We start from the raw sequence: 19878 nt of genomic DNA, 5'->3' as shown, positions 1-19878 counted from the left end.
CGAATTAAAAAAGTTATGGAAGAAACAAGTGTATTGAGTCAAACAGGCATCCTCATCACGATAGCCTTAATTGCAGTTCCGGTAATAATTGCAGCAATAATTGCTGTAATGAGAGGACGTGGCGCTTTAAGAGATCACCACGAACAAAAAGAATTCAAAAAATTTAGGGAAAAACTAGACAAAATGAGTCCCGAAGAGTTAGCCCGATTGGAGCAACGAAGAAAAGAATTAGCATTCGAACTTGAAGCAAATGAAATCTCAGGAAACCACCCAGCTATAGATGCAAGAGGATTGATTGACAAAGTAGCAACAGCTGAGGAATTAAGATTTATTGAATTAAAGAAGAAAAGTCAACCCCGACCAAATATAGACCCTCAATTGACCAAGTTAATTTTGTGGTATTTAGGCACCGCTGTTTTCTGGCTCGTGCTTGGAACAACGATAGGAGAATACCTGGGCATCAAATTCGTAGCTCCAGATGTAGACCATGTAAGCTGGCTAAGTTTCGGAAGGTTACGTCCTGTCCATACCAACATGGTCTTCTGGGGTTGGGCCTCCCTTGCCATGATCGGTTTGGCCTATTATGTCGTGCCGCGGGTTAGCAATGTCCCTATTCACAATTTAAAAACTGGTTTTCAATCACTCATTCTAATCAATGCAGCAGTTCTTATCGGTAGTCTTTGCCTAATGGCGGGAATAAACAATGGTGGTGGAGAGTACAGAGAATACATTTGGCCCGTAATGGCATTGTTTGGAATTGGTGTCCTAATCTCATTAATCAATTTTTGGAAAACCATCGCTGCTCGAAAAAACAAAGAAATTTATGTCTCCAATTGGTACATCATTGCTTCCATGATGTATGTATTGGTTATTGCATTTATCGCCTATTGGCCCACCTGGCAATCCGGATTGGGGGAAACAATAATCCAAGGATACTACATGCATCAGGGTGTTGGAATGTGGTTTATGCTCTTTTGTTTAGGGCTGATGTACTACTTTCTTCCACAACAATTAAACAAACCTATTTATTCTTACAGTTTGGGAATTCTAGCATTTTGGACACAGATCTTGTTTTACACCGTTATAGGAACACATCACTTTATCTTCAGTGCCATTCCGTGGTGGTTACAAACAGTGGCTATTGTAGGAAGTATGGGAATGGTGATTCCGGTTATTGCAGGAACAACAAACTTTTTAATGACTTTCAAAGGCTCATGGCACAAATTATCTAGCAGTTACACCCTTCCTTTTTACCTCATCGGTATCATCTTTTATTTCACGGGATCCTTACAAGGAACCGCTGAAGCTTTTCGGTTCACGAATTTAATCTGGCACTTCACCGATTTCACCGTTGCGCATTCACATTTAACAATGTATGGAATTATCACTTTCATGTTATGGGGATTCATTTATACGCTCGTTCCTCGACTCACAGGTAAAGAACCGAAACAAATTGCAGTAGGCGCACATTTTTGGCTAGCACTTATTGGATTAATGTTTTATAGCGTTCCATTAATGTATGGTTCAACACTTCGTGGATTAATGTGGATGGATTTAAAACCTTTTATGGACAGTGTTGAAATGATGGCTCCTTATTGGTTATGGAGGGCAATTGGAGGTTCATTAATGTGGCTTTCTCACCTTTTATTCGCCTATAACTTTTATGTAATGGTGAAGAAAAAAGTAAGGGCTCAGGTTCCAAAATCACCGATTGAAATACTCAAAGCAAAAGAAGAATTAAGTAAAAACTTAAACAATTAAGACCATGGACTTTTTCGATAATCACAAAAAACTATTCCGATCAGCATTTGCACTTTTTGTCGGACTCACACTAATTGTTGCGATACTTCCCGCAATTAACAATCAAAGAGACAACGCGCCACTTCCAGGCTCCTCACCATTAACCAAAGATGAACATGCAGGTAAAAAGAGCTTTATTGCCAATGGTTGTGTTGCTTGTCATACCCAACAAGTAAGGAATGTAGACATGGACAATGTTTGGGGAGATAGACCTGGAATCCCTGCAGATTACGCCCACATAGAACGAGAGGACTTCTGGAGAAACACAGCAACCTTAATGGGAACTGAAAGAACAGGACCTGACTTAACCAATGTTGGAAAAAGACAACCTTCAATGGCGTGGAATTTACTCCATTTATATCAACCTCGAGCTGTTGTAGAGAATTCTATAATGCCTGCCTATCCATGGTTATTCAAAACAAAAAAATCAGCTGATTCGACAGATATTCTAGTCAACGTTCCAGACAAATATAGAAAAGGTGTAAAAGGAGATATCGTAGCAACCCAAGAAGCATTAGACCTTGTAGCATACTTACAAAGTTTAAAACAAACTCCCTTACCGACAGGAAAAAAACCAATGGAATTTTTATACAAAAAGGAAATTCCAAAAACAGCATCAACTGGTGGCAAAGAGAGTCTTCCTGATGGTCAAAAATTATACGCCAGTAATTGTCAAGCTTGTCACCAAGCCAATGGCGAAGGACTCAAAGGTGCTTTTCCAAGTTTAATCGGAAGTAAAGTTGTACTCGATGATGATATAGAATTGTTTGTAGACATCATAATGAATGGGTATAACGCCCGTGAGGAATATGCAGTAATGAATGCTGTTGGAACAGATAATAATTTAACTCCAGAAGAAGTGACTGCAATCATTAATCACGAACGAACCAGTTGGGGAAATGATGCCGAACCTGTTACGCTAGAGGAAGTAAAGAAAATCATGGACTTTCTAAAATTAACAACAAGCAAAGAGTAATGAAGAGATAATTCATAATTAACTAAAAGAAAGATGAAAAAACAATATTGGACATTAATCATACTCATGGGCTTGGCACAATTTGGTTTTGCTTGCCCTGTTTGTGAACGTCAACAGCCAAAAGTGACCATGGGGCTGACCCATGGCGCTGGTCCAGAAAGTAATTGGGATTGGGTGATTATAGCTTTTATGTCTATCCTGACCTTACTCACTTTGTTTTATTCGATAAAATATTTGGTAAAACCCGGCGAAAAGAAAGCAGACCATATTAAACAATCCATTTTAAGAGAAGAAGAATATGAAAACTAATCCATGCAAAGTAAAACTCTTCATCGACGAAGAAATTCATCCAATTGCAGAGCTAGACACGCCTGTACAATTCGAATTAGATACAAAGAAATTAACCGATGGAGAGCACACCTTAAAAATAGTTGGTAAATCATCGAAAGGTCGAGAAGGTGTAAGAAAAGTAAAATTTATCGTTAGAAATGGTCCAGCCATAGACCTTGAAGGTCTCAGCGACAACAAAGTCGTGGATGGAACATTACCACTTATGATTAATGCTTACGACAAAGGAGACCTCAACCAATTCATAATTGAAGGATCTGAAACCCCAAAAAGTATTCCTAGTTGGTTGTGGATTATCCTTATCGCTTTCATTGGATGGGCTGCCTTTTACACCATCACTTATTTCAACCTATAACCAAGAACTAAATCAGTTCAACACCATTCTTAAATCATCAGTTTGTTTAAATTTCAGCTCCCTCAGTTGTTTATATAATTGGGGGAGTTTTTTGTATCAGTGGATATTCATCAGAGTTTTTAAGCCAATATTCTCTTTGTGAAAAAATAGGCCTTAGACTAAAGTCTAAAATCTGATTGGCCTATCGGAGCATAATTGTAACTCCTTCTGAGACCAATAAAAGAGAGAAGCTGAAAAAATAATTATAAAATCACCTTGTGTAAATCAAACAGAGATTAAAATCTATATCTTTGAGCCGAAATAAACTGATATACTCCTTTTATTAAGGCAATTAATAAAACATTTTATGGCTGTAAAAGATATCCTTAGGGAAATACTCATTAATCTTCGTCTGGATTTGACCAAAAATTTAGAATACGATAGATTAACAAGAGCAATCTTAAAGAAGTTTTTAAAAAACAACCACAATTGCATTGACGTAGGTTGTCATAAAGGTGAGATATTAGATTTAATGTTGACCTACTCTCCTCAAGGAAAACACTATGCATTTGAACCAATTCCTTATTTATTCGAGAATTTAAAAGTTAAGTATGCCCTTAAAGCCACACTTTACCCATATGCATTATCAGACAAAAGTGGATCAACCACTTTTAATTTAGTGAAAAATGCTCCTGCATATAGTGGAATTCAAAAGCGAAAATACGCCGTCAAAAATCCGGAAATTGAAGAGATCAATGTGGAGATAAAAACCCTAGACGAATTAATTCCCACAGATGAAAAAATTCATTTCATAAAAATTGATGTTGAAGGAGGAGAGTTCGGTGTGCTAAAAGGAGCCAAAAGCCTACTAAAAAGAAACAAACCTATCATACTTTTTGAATGCGGAAAAGGAGCCAGTGATTATTATGGGACGAAACCCGAAGAATTACATCAATTTCTTAACGAAGAAATCGGCTTAACAGTATATACTTTAAAATCATTCATCAAAAACAAGACTGCACTAAGCAATGCTCAATTTACGAGACACTTCAACAACAATGATGAATATTATTTCGTTGCCGCTCCTAAAAAGTAACAATTCCTTTCTTTATTTTCTATTTTAGTTTGTTCCCGACTTTTGTCGGATTAACTTTGCAAATCACCCAAACAGCAAGAAATATGGCGAATTTGATAGAAGAAGTGACCTTTGAAAAAGAAGATTATTCAATTGAAAGTTTAGAAAGAGGTGATTATGAACTCTGTACTTTCATCAATTGTAATTTTGCAAACTCTGACCTTTCAAATATTCGCTTTATTGATTGTGAATTTCATGATTGTAATTTAAGTGCTGTGAAACTTGGAGGAACAAGTTTGCAAGATGTACGCTTCAACAATTGTAAAATGTTAGGGCTTCACTTTGACGAATGTAGTGATTTCTTATTTCAAGTGGCTTTTGATAATTGTATGTTGAACCATTCTTCTTTTTTTAAAAAGAAACTCGTTAAAACACGCTTTTCACAATGTAAACTTCAAGAAGTAGACTTTACAGATTGCAACCTTAGTTCTGCTGACTTTGATCAAAGCGATATTATTGGAGCAACATTTACAAATTGTACTTTAGCCAAAGCAGACTTTAGAACAGCATTGAACTTGTCTATCGATCCAGAAAGAAACAGAATGAAAGGTGCACAGTTTTCTCAACAAAACGTCGTGGGATTATTGAATAAATATCAGATTAAAGTAGGCTAAATCAAAAGTTAGAAAAGGGAATGAAGAGAAAATAAAGAGTAAAAAAAAACTTGGCATTTGCACCAAATAATTTTAATTTCACTCTTTAAAGCTGCTAAAAACCAAATCATAAATGAGAGCTGAACTACGTACAATTGTAGAAGACAACACCACCAAAAAAGGTAAAATCTTTGATTACATCATTGAGTTTCTGATATTCATTTCGCTCACAGCTTATGCCATTGAGACGCTTCCCGATAATTCTGAAACAACAATAACAATTTTACACTGGATTGAAACAGTCAGTGTTATTGTTTTTACCATTGAATATATTTTACGCATTTATGTAGCCAAGAATCCCCTCAAATACATCTTCAGTTTTTATGGAGTTATCGACTTTTTAGCCATTCTCCCATTCTTCCTCAGCGCAACCTTTGATCTACGCTCATTGCGTGCCTTCAGAATTTTTAGAATATTCAGAGCTTTCAAACTCATTCGTTACAACAAAGCGCTCAACAGATTTCATATCGTTGCGAAACTCATACGCGAGGAGGTTATTCTTTTCCTTATCGTTACTGGTATATTTATTTTTCTAGCCTCGGCAGGAATATATTACTTTGAGAATGCTGCGCAACCAGAGGTCTTTAAATCTGTATTCCACAGTGGGTGGTGGGCTATTGTTACCCTAACTACAGTAGGTTACGGCGATGTTTATCCGATAACAATGGGAGGAAAACTGTTTACTTTCCTTATTCTAATGATTGGCGTTGGTATCGTTACCATTCCTGCTGGTCTTGTGGCCAGTGCCCTCACAAAAGCCAGACAAATGGAAGAAGAGGAGGAAGAAGCAATTCTGCAAAACAAGCAGGAGTCAACTACCGATTCAGAAATTAAAGATTAACTTTATTGGCCAAATTAAGTCTAATTGAAACCTAAAATATAGCCCTACAAATAGAAAATTATCCGTAAATTGTACCTACCAAGGGTAAAGAATTCTTGGTGTAACTTAAAACAATAGATCATGAGTAACTTTAGTTTAAAAGCGATGACAAAAACAGTCAAAAACTGGTACATCCCACTTATCGTTGGGATTTTATTTATTGGTGCAGGAATTTTCGTCTTTTCATTTCCTGAATCTACTTTTCAAACCTTAGCACTGCTTTTTAGCCTGTCCTTCATTATTGCAGGAGTGTTTGAAGTGATATTTTCACTGGCCAACAGGAATGAAATGGACAACTGGGCGTGGACTTTAATCTTTGGTTTGGTTACTTTTTTCTTTGGACTTGCCTTAACGCTTCAACCAGAATTGTCGATGTTGACTTTAGCTGTGTTTGTCGGATTAACCTTTATGTTTAGATCCATTGCAGCCATTAGTTTTGCTATTGACATAAAAGATTATGGTGTTTCCCAATGGGGAGGATTAATGGCACTTGGAATAGTTGGAGTTATTTTCTCTTTTATTCTTCTGATCAATCCTCAATTTACCGGAGCCACTGTAGTAACATGGATAGGCCTATCTTTCTTTGCCATTGGACTTTTAAACATTTTCCTTTCTTTACGCTTGAGAAAAGTAAAGCACAGTGTGAAAAAAGTTTCCAAGGAGCTTCGTGATCGATTTGATGATATTATTGAAGAAATTAAAGACGAACTTTTCGATTAATCATTCTCTATTTATGCAAGAATATAGATTTTCAGAATTTCTTACCTCTAATATTGAGGTCGATGAAAAAGTATTAAGTCAGTTCTTAAGTCAAAATCAACGCAAAACTTTCAACAAAGGTGACTTTCTAGTTTTTGCTGGTGACCTCTGTGAATCTATATTCTTTGTTGAAAAAGGACTGCTAAGGCAATATTCTATCGACGAAAAGGGAAAAGAACACGTCCTTCAATTTGCTCCAGAAGGCTGGCTGGTGAACGATAGGGAGAGCTTGTATTACAATAAACCATCAAAGTACAACATTGAAGCTTTAGAAAATACAGAAGTGTTTATTCTAGACAAAAAGATAATCGAAAAACTAGAGGAGGAACTACCTGAATTTGCAACCTTCAACAATGAGTTGCTCAACAACCATATTCGTCACCTTCAAAACAGAATCAACCTTTTGTTGAGCGCAACAGCTGAAGAAAGGTACTTGACTTTCATCAAAATGTATCCAGATATTCTTCTGCGTGTTCCACAATGGATGGTGGCCTCATACCTTGGAATTGCTCCTGAAAGTTTGAGTCGTGTCAGAAAAGAATTGGCCACACGAAACTTCAAGAAATAAAAGCCTTCTTAACATAGGTCAATGCACGATGCTGATCTCCTCCGTATCTTTACATTAAAAAAATATGAAGACAAAAAATATAGATTTTATTGCAGCACCTGTTCCTCCACACTTTGTAGGAAATGCATTTAGGGTACATAACTTTATCCCTGGGATTCCACGACTTGATATGAAATCAATGGATCCATTTATCATGTTGGATTACAATTCTAAATTCAACTTTCCACCCACGGATAGTCCAAGAGGTGTTGGGGTTCATCCGCACAAAGGATTTGAAACAGTGACCATTGCCTATCAGGGCAAGGTTGCACATCACGACAGTAGTGGTGGTGGAGGTGTAATTGGCGAAGGAGAGGTTCAATGGATGACCGCAGGAAATGGGATACTTCACAAGGAATATCACGATGAAGAATGGAGTAAAAAAGGAGGGGATTTTCAAATGGTTCAACTGTGGGTAAATCTTCCCAAAAAAGACAAAAGTACTCCACCAAAATACCAGGCCCTTACCACCGATAACATTAAAAAAGTTGAGCTTGATAACAAAGCAGGAACTGTAGAGCTTATCGCTGGAGAATATAAAGGCACTAAAGGAGCTGCAACGACCTTCTCTCCTATTCACATGATGAATGCAAAATTAAATAAAGGAGGAAAAGCAGATTTTAACTTTCCTGCACACTTCACCACAACCTTACTTGTAATCGAAGGAAGCATTAAGGTGAATGGTAAAGAAGAAATTCCAACAGACCATCTTGCATTAATGGACAGAAAAGGGGAGGAATTTCAACTCGAAGCAACTGAAGATGCGATTGTATTAGTGCTTAGTGGCGAGCCATTGAACGAACCGATTGCCGCTCATGGTCCTTTCGTTATGAATACCAGAGATGAACTAGTAGAAGCGTTTCAAGATTTCAACGAAGGGAAGTTTGGGTATCTAGAATAGTCAATTTCGAATTGTTCAATTACGAATTCGTAATTGCCTTATACTGATTCAATATATTCATCTGTGCTTTGTCTCCTCGCGCGATAAGTTGCTTGCGACTTAGTACTTTTTCTGCGATGGTATTTCCTAGCTTAATCGTATTGGGAATCAATCCAGCATTCCAAACTTCTGGCAGTTGTAAGCGCTCAAAAACTTCCTTGTCCAATAAAAACTTAGAACCACTGATATGAACATAGTTCAACAATTTCCGTTGGTAATTGTAGCGAAGAATAGGGTTTTCTAAAGACTCTTGAATTAATGATTGGGCAAGATAAACAGAGTCTTCATCTGCTGGAGGTTGAATTGAAGTCCACAAATAAAAATCTTCAACAGCGGCTTTTTTATTGTCTGGCAGGCATTCTTCTGGCACCCCCAATAAATAGGAGATATATTTCCACAAATGGAACATTCCTAATTCTTCCTCCTCCGTAAAAGAATTCCCCAATTTTTTTAGACCATGGAGTAAGACTAAACTAAATCCATTCGAAGTCGCTGTCATATCCCACCAATTAATAGGTTCGCCCATCGTTTGTTGATCCCAATCTTGATAATGCTCCTTCAATTTCAAGCGTGCATAAGAATGAATTAAGCGGGTTTTGATGGCAAACTCATATCCTTTCGCATGAATTTGCATTGCGTCATGACGTGTAACATTAACCCAAAACTCTAAAGTTTCTGCCAAGCGTTTTAAAGCGCCTTTTTTTAATGCCCCTGTGAAAACGAGTGGTTTATTGAGGTAGGCATAATCATATCCGCCCATTAAACTGTAATCTCGTAGTGACAACAAGGCGTCTAATCCTGTTTTCATACAAGCCTCGGCTCCACTTTTCAATAAATCTTCATCCAACCACTCAGGAACACACTCAGAAAATTCGAATAATTCCTTAACACTCTGCGGAAGCTCTGCATCTTTTGGTACACCATAACGAATGAGTTGCTCAATGGCCTGGTTGGCTTCCCTATATGTTTTTCCTTGATAAAAATCAGTCACAACCTCATCTCCCAACACATCCACTTTATGATACAAATGCGTTTTTTCTTCGAATTTTTTAAAACTCACTTCTGCTCCACTCCATTCAATTAAATCTTTTCCGTTGCCTTCCTCCCAATATGCTCTAAAATGAGGGGAATTCTTATAACGTGGGGTTAATTTCAATGATTCCATTCTATACGATTTTCTTGCAAAACTTTTATTCTCGTAATAATACCTTATTTTTAACTAAAATCATAAAATCAATCAATATGGCCAAAATGTTTCAAGGGAACAGTAACTCTTCAAGTAAGATCATTTACACTTTTGATGGAGCTTTCCCACCTGCATTATTGCTTACGTTAACTGCTTAATCAGAATACATTTAAATGAGCAGCATCCTAATGCAAAACACTTTACAGGAATAAAAACGTAGTGATTTTACAAAAATTACCGTACATTTATTAAAATTCACATTAGTGCTTATTGAATAATAAGGCTAATATTAAAGGTTACAAAATGAAAAATACACTCTTACTATTCAGTTTAATTTTAATTCAACTTTCTGTGTTTTCACAAACCATTGACAAGTCAAAGTCTATGGTCTATTTTAAAATAGGGAATATGGGAATTAGCAATGTTAAAGGAACTTTTTCAGGATTTACAGGTAAAGTTAATTTCAATCCCAATCAATTAGAGTCAGCAAAAATCGATGTCTGTATTGACGCTTCATCAATCAACACAAAAAACAAAAAGCGTGATGAACATTTGCGTTCAGAAGACTTTTTTGAGGTAGTAACTTATCCAACGATTTGCTTTACTTCTGATAAAATCACAAAAAGCGGAGAGAAATATATTGCCCAAGGGAAGTTAACATTGCATGGGGTGACAAAAACCATAGAAATTCCATTAACTTTTCAAGACAACAAACTGACCAGTTTCTTTACCTTAGATCGTTTTGACTATAAAATTGGCGAAGACACAGGTACTTTTATGGTAGGAACGGAAGTTGAGATTGCAATCAATTGCTTTTTAATTCCATAGTCCAATCGGGTTTTTAGCAAAGAAAAAGGTGTGATCGAAATTAATCACACCTTTTCTATTTAAGATCTATTGCTATTTATTGCTGTTTAAACTCATCATCAACATCCGCAGTTAAAGCTTTCAAGAAAGCTGTAATACTTTGCACATCTTCTTCACTGAGTTCGTTTGTGATTTGCAGTTTCCCCATAATTCTAACTGCTTCTTCAAGGCTTTCAACCGAGCCGTCATGAAAATAGGGGTAAGTCATTTCAACATTTCTCAATCCTGGTGTTTTAAATACATATCGGTCATTTTCATTCTTTGACAAATCAAACACACCATTATCGATCACACTGCTTTTTGTATGTTCCCAGTAATCACCATACAAGCCGAATTTCTGCAGCATAGAACCTCCTAACGCAGGCCCATTATGACAAGTGATACACGCATTATCTATAAATGCTTTTAATCCTTCCTTTTCGTGGGTTGACAAAGCATCTTTGTCACCATCTAGCCACTCATCAAAACGACTCATTGGCGCCAGTTGACGTTCAAACGCTCCAATCGCATTAGTGATTGTTGCAAACGTAATTGGTTGAGCAGAATCTGGGTAAACTTCTTTAAACAAAGTTTGATACTCCTCCACTTCTCTTAATCTTTTAGCCAAGAACTCCCCCGATGGAATATTGTGTTCTACAGGGTTCAAAATAGGACCTTCAGCTTGCTCTTCAACATCTTTTGCTCTTCCATCCCAAAATTGCATTGAGTGTAAGTGAGCATAAAAAACAGTTGGTGAATTTCTATTTCCTAATTCTTTAGTATCTCCTGGAGAAAGCGCTAAATTATCAACACCGTAAGTATTCATGTCGTGACACGAATTACAACTGATGGTTCCATCCAATGACAAACGGGTATCAAAATAAAGCATCTTCCCTAAAGCAATCTTATTACTTGGAATGTCCTCTTTGGGTACTTGTGAAATCGAAGTGAAAAATATATCCGCTTGCGCCTTTAACTCTTTTTCCTTTTCTGGGTCAAATGAAGAAACTTCCTTTACATCATTCACCTGTTCGTCTATTACCGGATCTTCACTGTACTTGATGTACAGCACTATAACAATAACAATTGAAATAATCAATCCAACTAAATACAGTATTCCTCCTTTGTTTTTAAGCATTATAAATGTAATTTATTATTAAATCAGTGACTGATACAAATTTACTAAATTGCCTCATCATTTAAACTTAAAAAGCCCTTGAATATCGATAATTTATAATGTGTCTAATCAATGCTTTTTTCACTCGAAATCAACATCCTAAAAAAAGCAAACCACTAAATTCTTATTAGAACGGAAGTCAAACAAAATTGGAAGTGAAAAAGAAAAGCACCAATTAAGCACAGTTTTTACCCTTCTCCTTTTTAATTCTTGTTATATTTAAAGGAATAAACCAAGTGTTTTTCATCTTCTATAAGGGAGAACAATATTGAAAAGCATGTAAAACAAAGCGATGACAAACACGTTTATTATTGCATTTTGTGTGCTCATTATTATAGCATACATATTCGATTTAACAACATCTAAAACAAAGATTCCATCTGTTATTCTTTTGCTCCTTTCAGGGTGGGGATTACAGCAATTTACTGATGTTTTCAATATCAATGTACCCAACCTTAGCGGGCTACTTCCTATTTTGGGAACTATAGGTTTAATTGTAATTGTTCTTGAAGGATCCTTAGAGCTTGAATTCAATAAATCTAAACTTTCTGTCTTAAAAAAGTCCGTAATTGTGGCATTGATTCCCATGATGGTACTCGGATTTGTACTGGCAGGCGCCTTCTATTATTACCAAGTTAATTATGGTGCAGGAGACATCGACCCGGACTTTCGAAAAGCGTTAATCGGTGCCATTCCTTTAACCGTAATCAGCTCTGCCATTGCTATACCAAGTGCTATAAATCTGGGTAAGAAAAACAAAGAGTTTGTTACTTATGAAAGCAGTATTTCTGATATTCTTGGTGTTTTATTTTTCGATTTTGTTTTCAGGAATGTTACCATCGATTTCCATTCATTTTGGATTTTTATTTTCCAAATCATCATCATTGCTGTTATTTCATTTATTGCAACGGTTGGATTATCATTCCTTTTGGCAAGAATTACGCATCAAATAAAGTTTATTCCAATTATCATCTTGGTGATTTTAATCTATACACTTTCAAAGATATATCACCTCCCAGCATTGATTTTCATTATGTTATTTGGAATGTTCCTAGGGAATCTAGAAGAGATCAAACGCCTCAAATTTATCCAACGTTTTACCTTGAATAAGTTAGAAAATGAAGTCACCAAGTTCCATGAAATACTCCGAGAAGGAACCTTCTTGGTAAGGGTAATGTTCTTTCTCTTATTTGGTTTTTTAATCAACACTGAGGAGCTCTTAAATCAGCAGACTTTTTTCTGGGCTTTGGGAATTGTTGGTGCCATCTTTTTAATCCGCTTTGTTCAATTAAAAATATCTAGGGTTCAGTTGATGCCCCTGATGTTTATCGCACCACGTGGTTTGATCACCATCTTGTTGTTTTTATATATTGTACCTGAAGACCGAATTGATCTTGTGAATGAGTCTTTGGTAACACAGGTAATCATCCTCACTGTGATTATTATGATGATTGGCTTAATTTTCAATAAACAAAAGGATGAATTGTTTTTCACCAAGAAAAAAGAAAAAATGGCCATGGGACCAGAAGATGCGGAATTCCCTTCCGAGAAAGAAGCGTCTACTCAAGAACTTGACCAAGATCAATCACTAACGCAAGAAATATCAGATGAAATAGAGGACGGTACAGACGAAGAAGATGAAGAAAACCTTCGTTAACAAGTCGGCAAGGAAAAGACCTCAAAGAGCAAAAGAGCAAAACAGAAACAAATAAAAAAAGCCTTCATTGATACAATGAAGGCTTTTTGTTGAGTGTCTATTTTAGTTCATGAACATTCTAATCGACTTAGATACTTCATCGCGTAAATGATGTCTATCTACGATATAGTCAAGGAAACCATGTTCTAGAACGAATTCTGAACGTTGGAAACCTGAAGGTAATTCTCGACCGATTGTCTCTTTAACTACACGTGGACCCGCAAATGCGATTAAGGCATCAGGTTCTGCAATGTTGATGTCTCCAAGCATCGCAAACGAAGCCGTCACCCCTCCTGTAGTTGGATCTGTTAAGAATGAAATATAAGGTAATTTTGCAGCAGAAAGCTGATTTAACTTTGCACTGACCTTCGCCATTTGCATTAAAGAAAGACCTGCTTCCATCATTCGTGCTCCACCCGATTTAGAAATAATCATGAATGGTGCTTTTAACTTAATGGCTTTGTCGATTGCTCTGGCAATTTTCTCTCCCATTACAGAACCTAACGATCCTCCAATAAAGCTAAAATCCATCGCTGCAATAACAAAGTCTTGACCATCAATTTTACCATGCGCAGTACGTATAGCATCTGTTAGCCCAGTTTTCTTCTGTGTTTGCTTAATCCTGTCCACATACTTTTTTGTGTCTTCAAACTCTAATGGGTCACCAGATTTCAACTTCTTGTCGATTTCTTTATATTCTCCATTATCGAAAAAGAGTTGGAAGTATTCTTCCGAACCTATTCGTTCGTGAAAGCTGCAGCGCTCACACACAAAAAAACTTGCTGTGTGATCTTCCGTTGTAACTACAGTCTGACACTTTGGACATTTATACCATAAACCTTCTGGAGTTTCTTTTTTATCCTTTGTGGACGTCTGTATCCCGTCTAACTTTCTCTTAAACCAAACCATTAAATTCTATTTTTTCATCACTAAAATAGTGATATTTTTTATCAAAATAATTATAAGGTGTCAATATTATTCAAATCTTCGAATGACTTTGTAAGTCTTTCTACAAATGAAATCTCACCTTCTCTAATCCATTTTCTTGGATCGTAGTACTTTTTATTTGGTAAATCGTCTCCTTCGGGATTTCCGATTTGTGAATTCAAATAATCATTGTATTTCACCATGTAATCGCGTACACCTGTGTTGAATGCATATTGCATATCGGTATCTAAATTCATTTTAATCACACCATATCCAATTGCTTCACGAATTTCTTCAACTGAAGAACCAGAACCACCATGGAAAACAAAGTCAACTGGATTTTCTCCTGTATTGTATTTCTTTTCGATGTACTCTTGTGAATTTTTTAGGATCTTTGGTGTTAATACAACATTCCCCGGACGGTATACACCATGTACGTTTCCAAATGCTGCTGCAATGGTAAACTTGTCACTCACTTTTAAAAGCTCTTCATAAGCATAAGCAACTTCTTCTGGTTGTGTATATAATTTCGAAACATCAACATCTGTATTGTCTACTCCGTCTTCTTCTCCACCCGTAATTCCCAATTCAATTTCTAAAGTCATCCCTATTTTGCTCATGCGCTCAAGGTACTTCTTACATGTTTCAATGTTTTGCTCAATTGGTTCGTCGGATAAATCAATCATATGCGAACTAAACAAAGGCTTACCTGTTCTTTTGAATTCCTCTTCACTGGCATCTAATAAACCATCAATCCAAGGCAATAACTTTCTAGCACAATGGTCTGTATGTAAAATCACAGTCGCTCCATAGAGCTCAGCCAACAAATGAACGTGTCTTGCTCCTGCAATACTTCCTGCAATGGCAGCTTGTTCATTTTCATTGGAAAGTCCTTTTCCGGCATTAAATACTCCGCCTCCATTCGAAAACTGAATGATAATAGGGGCATTTACTTTTGCTGCTGTCTCTAAACAAGCGTTAATTGTACTAGAACTAACAACATTCACCGCTGGTAAAGCAAAGTTATTTTCCTTTGCGTATTTGAAAATCTTTTGAACTTCATCCCCCGTTGCAACTCCGGGCTTAATTGAGTGTGACATAATCTTATCTTTTTAGGATAGCAAATGTACTAAATATCTTTAACAAGGGATAAACATAGTGGGGTTAGAATGGTTTTTTCTTTTAAAGATAGGGTGAATAAAAATAGGAGAAGACTTCTATGGTGTCGTCCTTGCAGAACTACGTTCAAGGTATTGCGGTTTTATACCAAGGACTAACCTCCTTGACTACTACGTCCCATCCTTTTCAGGATTGGCTCGATGTTACTTAATTTACAGACTTATTATGGTCTGCTTATGGTCTGACCTTTTTAATAATGATAGGTTAAATGGTAGGAAACAGTATTACACTCATCACCTACTGCTCTTTTAGGGATGGATTATCGATATGTCCCAAAGGGACGAATTGCAATAGCCTTGAACCTCAGTCCTAGGAAGCTAATCATATGCTTTCAAAATTTCTGTAAAAGCAACACAAAGTAAAGCCTAGATGTAAATATTCTCAGCTCCAAACGTTAGCTTTTCAGTGTTTTCAACCCTTATTTCAGCTGAATTTGTACAGTTTCTTTTAGATTTTGATACAATTGGCCTTAAATCGTGTAAAAAACATCTTTTCATCCCATATTTTTTATAATTTCACTTTTTCATAAAATACAAACCAATGAATTTACAGAAACTTGCAAGTGGATTCCTACTTTTAGTAGCGCCATTCGTTTATGGACAAAATCAAACTTTTACTCCAGAAAAACTATGGGAATTAAAACGTATTAATGGGGGGAGTGTTTCTCCAGACCATTCTTCTGTTCTCTACAGTTCTTCTGTTTATGACATGGACAAGAACAATGGTAAAAGTGACCATTACATTTATGATTTAAAAAAAGGAAACAGTGAATTGATTACAGGTGAACTCGCTAAAATTGGAGCGATCCGATGGATTAAAGATGGAGTTGCTGGGGTAATCACAGCAAATGAGGAGACACAAATTGTGACTTCTTCTATTAAGCAGCCTGAAATCAAAACAATATTGAAAAGACCTTCTGATCAATTATTAGATTTTAAAATCAGTCCAGAAGGGAAATATATAATAACGCTAGAACGTGTGAAGACCAGGGAAACAACTGCTGATCGTTATCCTAAATATCCAAAGGCCAATGTCCAAATTTATGATGACCTCATGTATAAACACTGGGACAAATGGCAAGATGAGTTCAGTGACCAACTGTTTTTATATACTATAGAAAACGGAAAAGCCAACCCTAATGGAGTTAATTTATTAGAAGGAACTCAGTATGATGGAGTAATGAAACCATTTAGTGGATTAGAAAACGTTGCGTTCTACAATGAAGAATTGGTCATTTATGCATCCAAAAAGAAAACTGGAAAAGAATATGCGGTAAGTACAGATTCTGAGTTGTATGTTTACAACATTGGGACAAAGGAAACCAGCAATTGGACAGAAGCATATCAAGGTTATGACACCCACCCAGTGTTTCACGAAAAGTCGCATCAATTAGCATGGTTGAGCATGGCCACAGATGGCTTCGAAGCCGATAAAAACGACATCATTATTCGAGACATCAAAACACAAATGGACAGAAACTTAACCGAAAGTATCGATTTAACCGTGAGTAGTTTTGTATGGAATGAAAAAGGAGATAAAATTTACTTTCTCGCTGTTACGGAAGCAACCTACCAACTATTTGAATTAGATGTTAAAACAAAAAAACACCGTCAAATAACAACTGGTGACCACAATTATGGAAGTTTAGCCTTAGCAGGTAAGAAACTCATTGCCATGCGTCAATCAATGTTACATCCTAACGAAATGTTTGAAGTTGACATCAAAACAGGAAAAGCAAAACAATTGACACACGCAAATGATGAGGTATTAAAACAATTTGATGCGCCAACCATTGAAAAAAGATGGGTTACGACATCAGACAACAAGAAAATGTTGACATGGGTTATTTTACCACCTAACTTTGATAAAAATAAAGAGTACCCCACTTTGCTTTATTGTCAAGGAGGACCTCAAAGTGCAGTAAGTCAGTTTTTCTCTTTCCGTTGGAATTTCAGATTAATGGCTTCTGACGGTTATGTTGTTGTTGCTCCAAACCGCAGAGGTTTGCCTGGTTTTGGTCAAAAATGGAATGATGCCATTTCCAAGGACTGGGGAGGTCAATCCATTCGTGATTATTTAGCAGCGATTGATGACGTGAGTAAGGAAGATTACGTTGACAAAGAAAGAATTGGTGCCGTAGGTGCATCTTATGGTGGATACTCTGTATTTTACCTAGCAGGGGTTCACGAAGGCCGATTCAAGTCTTTGATTGCACATGCTGGACTCTTCAACATGACTTCTTGGTACGGAACAACAGAAGAGTTATTCTTTGCCAATCACGACATTGGTGGTCCATATTGGGATAAAGAAAATGAAAAGTCCTACACCGAATTTAGTCCACACAAATTGGTCAACAATTGGGATACACCGATTCTTATTATCCAAGGAGGAAAAGACTTCCGAGTTCCAGAAGGACAAAGTTTCGAAGCATTTCAAGCAGCACAATTAAAAGGCATCAAGTCGAGAATGGTATACTTCCCAGAAGAAAACCACTGGATACTTTCACCACAAAACGCAATGGTTTGGCAGAAGGAATTCTTCAACTGGTTGGATGAGACCTTAAAGAACTAACATGCATTGGCAGGTTAGAAGTGATGGGTATCGTTATGGCTTCCAAGGACAGGAAATGGATGACGAGGTTAAAGGCGAGGGGAACTCAATAAATTACAAATATAGAATGCACGACCCAAGGGTCGGGAGGTTCTTTGCGGTGGATCCGTTGGCTCCGAAGTATCCTCATAATAGTCCTTATGCTTTTAGTGAGAATAAGGTTATACATATGGTTGAACTTGAAGGTTTGGAAGCAGAACAAACCGAGGATAAAAAAGCAGCTGAACCAAATGGGGAATCAGACGCAAATCGACGACTTGGAAATCCTTTTAAGCAAAATAATGGATTACTAAATTTAACAAAAAAAGACAAAGAATTTAAATTATCATTATCGATGGGTGGCCCAATACCTTTTATCGCCCCAGTGTCAAATTATGGTTTTGCTATATATAATAGCTTGATTAACGATAGTCCAAATGATATTGATAATTATGAAAGTTTTGATTACATCTATAATCCTGGTTGGAAAATGGATGAACCATCAAGCGCATTTAATGTTTTAGAGTTAGGGATTCTCGCTAAAAATGGAAACACCCATAATATTGGACTTGGGGGATATCATTATAAGTTTAAAACAAATAATGAAATTTTTCATTACGGTGGAGGTATTAATCAATTTGGAGGAAATTATTTATTTACATTACAAATTGGTAACTCGTCATTTGGTTTTGAAGGTGGAGGTGGCCTAGGAGTATTAGCTACAATTCCAAAGTTTCATGGGACGGTAGAAAACTACTCAATGGTTACTAATTCATCTAATGTTTTTGATGAATACAAATATGCAGGGTATTCTATTTCAGCTGTAACAGGAATGAATATAACGGTTCTTAAAAGTGATAGAATTAAAACTGAATTATTTTTAAGAGTACAATTTCATTATTTCAATTTGATTGACTTTGAATACAAAAATGATGTTTCTGGAAATCATGAAACGATGTATGGTTTTCAGAATCTTGGTACTGGATTAATTTTCGGAGGAAAAATATCTATTGATTTTAATTTAAGAAAATGATGAAAAGATTTTTGTTTTTAAGTATGATTATTCTCTGTTTTAATTCAAATGCTCAAAATCAATTTGGAGCAGGTATAAATATAGGAGTAAGAAATACTGGGTTGGAACTACAGTATTATTTTTTGAACAGAATTAAAATTTATGGGGGAGCCAGTTTAAGTCGATATAGTTCATTCTCTAATAGAATTGGAATTTGTTTATTTCTTTTACCAAATGATAAACAACATAATTTTGGATTAACTAACTCAATTGAATATAAATATGGAAAAACAACCATTCTTGAGAAAGAAGATGTTTTTTATTCATACAATACGAACGCCCTAAACTATCTTAATTTTGGTGGGGTTTATACATTTAAAATATATTTTGATGATTCAAAAAAGAATGCTTTTCTTTTCGAAGTAGAGTTGTTTTGGAAACAACTTTTGAATCAATTAATCATTACTGAAAATAACAACCAACAAGAATCAATACAGTTACAAAACTCTATTGAGAGATATTATAAATCAGGGTTAGGCTTATCTATTGGAATGAAATTAATATTCTAGTAGTTGTGATCCCCCCGCTCGTGCGAGATTACCTTCGGTGCTCCGTGTTCCATATCGTTCGCGGGGTATTGTTACCAATAATGTCCTTTTAGCGAGAGAATAAGTATTTTATTCTCTTCTTCAATTACCCCAGATTTCCATGATGAAATCCAAGTAAATTTAACATTAAATAATTAATTAAAATCAATTTTACAGTAATACGAGTTTCTGCTCCGCAGGCTCCTGCCGAGGGCGGCTCATTTCAGATGTTGAATAAATGACTTGC

19 protein-coding genes and 1 pseudogene are annotated in these 19878 nt (G+C 36.2%); 16 read left to right on the top strand and 4 right to left on the bottom strand.

Going from position 1 to position 19878, the window contains the following annotated elements; translation table 11 throughout:
• Positions 1-15 precede the first annotated feature (15 nt).
• From ACN0U3_RS05065 to ACN0U3_RS05020, 10 genes are all read left to right on the top strand, one after another.
• Complete coding sequence (locus ACN0U3_RS05065; RefSeq protein WP_417265380.1) at positions 16-1761, top strand: cbb3-type cytochrome c oxidase subunit I; 1746 nt, start codon at positions 16-18, stop codon at positions 1759-1761.
• Between the two features lie 4 nt (positions 1762-1765).
• Entirely contained in the window at positions 1766-2776 is a 1011-nt protein-coding gene (locus ACN0U3_RS05060; RefSeq protein ID WP_417265379.1) for a cytochrome c, read from the top strand.
• 33 nt (positions 2777-2809) lie between these two features.
• Entirely contained in the window at positions 2810-3085 is a 276-nt protein-coding gene (locus tag ACN0U3_RS05055) for a hypothetical protein (protein ID WP_417265378.1), read from the top strand.
• Entirely contained in the window at positions 3075-3479 is a 405-nt protein-coding gene (locus ACN0U3_RS05050) for a cytochrome C (protein WP_417265377.1), read from the top strand. Before ACN0U3_RS05055 ends, ACN0U3_RS05050 begins: the two co-directional genes overlap by 11 nt.
• Positions 3480-3825: 346 nt before the next feature.
• Entirely contained in the window at positions 3826-4554 is a 729-nt protein-coding gene (locus tag ACN0U3_RS05045) for an FkbM family methyltransferase (protein ID WP_417265376.1), read from the top strand.
• A gap of 83 nt (positions 4555-4637) precedes the next feature.
• The gene (locus tag ACN0U3_RS05040) at positions 4638-5207 is read left to right on the top strand and encodes a pentapeptide repeat-containing protein (RefSeq protein ID WP_417265375.1); all 570 of its coding nucleotides are present in this window, start codon (positions 4638-4640) and stop codon (positions 5205-5207) included.
• Positions 5208-5319: 112 nt separating this feature from the next.
• Positions 5320-6087: an ion transporter gene (locus tag ACN0U3_RS05035; protein WP_299204528.1), complete on the top strand. Its 768-nt coding sequence runs from the start codon at positions 5320-5322 to the stop codon at positions 6085-6087.
• 120 nt (positions 6088-6207) lie between these two features.
• Positions 6208-6846, top strand: coding sequence for an HdeD family acid-resistance protein (locus ACN0U3_RS05030; protein WP_299204531.1), 639 nt, complete (start codon positions 6208-6210; stop codon positions 6844-6846).
• Between the two features lie 13 nt (positions 6847-6859).
• Positions 6860-7453, top strand: a complete 594-nt coding sequence (locus tag ACN0U3_RS05025; protein ID WP_299204534.1) for a Crp/Fnr family transcriptional regulator — start codon at positions 6860-6862, stop codon at positions 7451-7453.
• Positions 7454-7517: 64 nt separating this feature from the next.
• Positions 7518-8393, top strand: coding sequence for a pirin family protein (locus ACN0U3_RS05020; protein WP_299204537.1), 876 nt, complete (start codon positions 7518-7520; stop codon positions 8391-8393).
• A gap of 19 nt (positions 8394-8412) precedes the next feature.
• Here ACN0U3_RS05020 and ACN0U3_RS05015 read toward each other — a convergent pair whose 3' ends face one another.
• The gene (locus ACN0U3_RS05015) at positions 8413-9597 is read right to left on the bottom strand and encodes an oxygenase MpaB family protein (RefSeq protein ID WP_299204540.1); all 1185 of its coding nucleotides are present in this window, start codon (positions 9595-9597) and stop codon (positions 8413-8415) included.
• A gap of 324 nt (positions 9598-9921) precedes the next feature.
• On the opposite strand from ACN0U3_RS05015, the gene ACN0U3_RS05010 reads away from it, so the two are divergent.
• Positions 9922-10446, top strand: a complete 525-nt coding sequence (locus tag ACN0U3_RS05010; protein WP_417265374.1) for a YceI family protein — start codon at positions 9922-9924, stop codon at positions 10444-10446.
• Positions 10447-10522: 76 nt separating this feature from the next.
• Here the strand turns inward: ACN0U3_RS05010 and ACN0U3_RS05005 are convergent, their stop codons facing one another.
• Complete coding sequence (locus ACN0U3_RS05005) at positions 10523-11602, bottom strand: cytochrome-c peroxidase (protein ID WP_417265373.1); 1080 nt, start codon at positions 11600-11602, stop codon at positions 10523-10525.
• A 331-nt stretch (positions 11603-11933) separates the two neighbouring features.
• On the opposite strand from ACN0U3_RS05005, the gene ACN0U3_RS05000 reads away from it, so the two are divergent.
• Complete coding sequence (locus tag ACN0U3_RS05000) at positions 11934-13298, top strand: cation:proton antiporter (protein WP_299204551.1); 1365 nt, start codon at positions 11934-11936, stop codon at positions 13296-13298.
• A 102-nt stretch (positions 13299-13400) separates the two neighbouring features.
• On the opposite strand, the gene accD is transcribed toward ACN0U3_RS05000, so the two are convergent.
• A complete protein-coding gene (gene accD / locus ACN0U3_RS04995) occupies positions 13401-14246 on the bottom strand; it encodes an acetyl-CoA carboxylase, carboxyltransferase subunit beta (protein ID WP_299204554.1) in 846 nt (281 codons plus the stop codon).
• A 50-nt stretch (positions 14247-14296) separates the two neighbouring features.
• Entirely contained in the window at positions 14297-15364 is a 1068-nt protein-coding gene (gene fbaA, locus ACN0U3_RS04990; RefSeq protein ID WP_417265372.1) for a class II fructose-bisphosphate aldolase, read from the bottom strand.
• 619 nt (positions 15365-15983) lie between these two features.
• On the opposite strand from fbaA, the gene ACN0U3_RS04985 reads away from it, so the two are divergent.
• From ACN0U3_RS04985 to ACN0U3_RS04970, 4 genes and pseudogenes are all read left to right on the top strand, one after another.
• The gene (locus ACN0U3_RS04985) at positions 15984-18014 is read left to right on the top strand and encodes a S9 family peptidase (protein WP_417265371.1); all 2031 of its coding nucleotides are present in this window, start codon (positions 15984-15986) and stop codon (positions 18012-18014) included.
• Position 18015: 1 nt separating this feature from the next.
• Positions 18016-18183, top strand: a pseudogene (locus ACN0U3_RS04980) (hypothetical protein); the annotation flags it as partial.
• Between the two features lie 39 nt (positions 18184-18222).
• Positions 18223-19065 (top strand): hypothetical protein, encoded by an 843-nt coding sequence (locus ACN0U3_RS04975; protein WP_417265494.1) that lies wholly within the window; start codon positions 18223-18225, stop codon positions 19063-19065.
• Positions 19062-19613 carry a hypothetical protein gene (locus ACN0U3_RS04970; RefSeq protein WP_417265370.1) on the top strand — a complete coding sequence of 184 codons (552 nt, stop codon included), beginning with the start codon at positions 19062-19064 and terminating at the stop codon, positions 19611-19613. Before ACN0U3_RS04975 ends, ACN0U3_RS04970 begins: the two co-directional genes overlap by 4 nt.
• Positions 19614-19878 lie beyond the last annotated feature (265 nt).

This window comes from Brumimicrobium sp. (genome assembly GCF_048268645.1).
In the GTDB taxonomy this organism is placed as follows: domain Bacteria; phylum Bacteroidota; class Bacteroidia; order Flavobacteriales_D; family Crocinitomicaceae; genus Brumimicrobium; species Brumimicrobium ulvae.
This window is presented reverse-complemented; position numbering and strand designations above follow the sequence as displayed.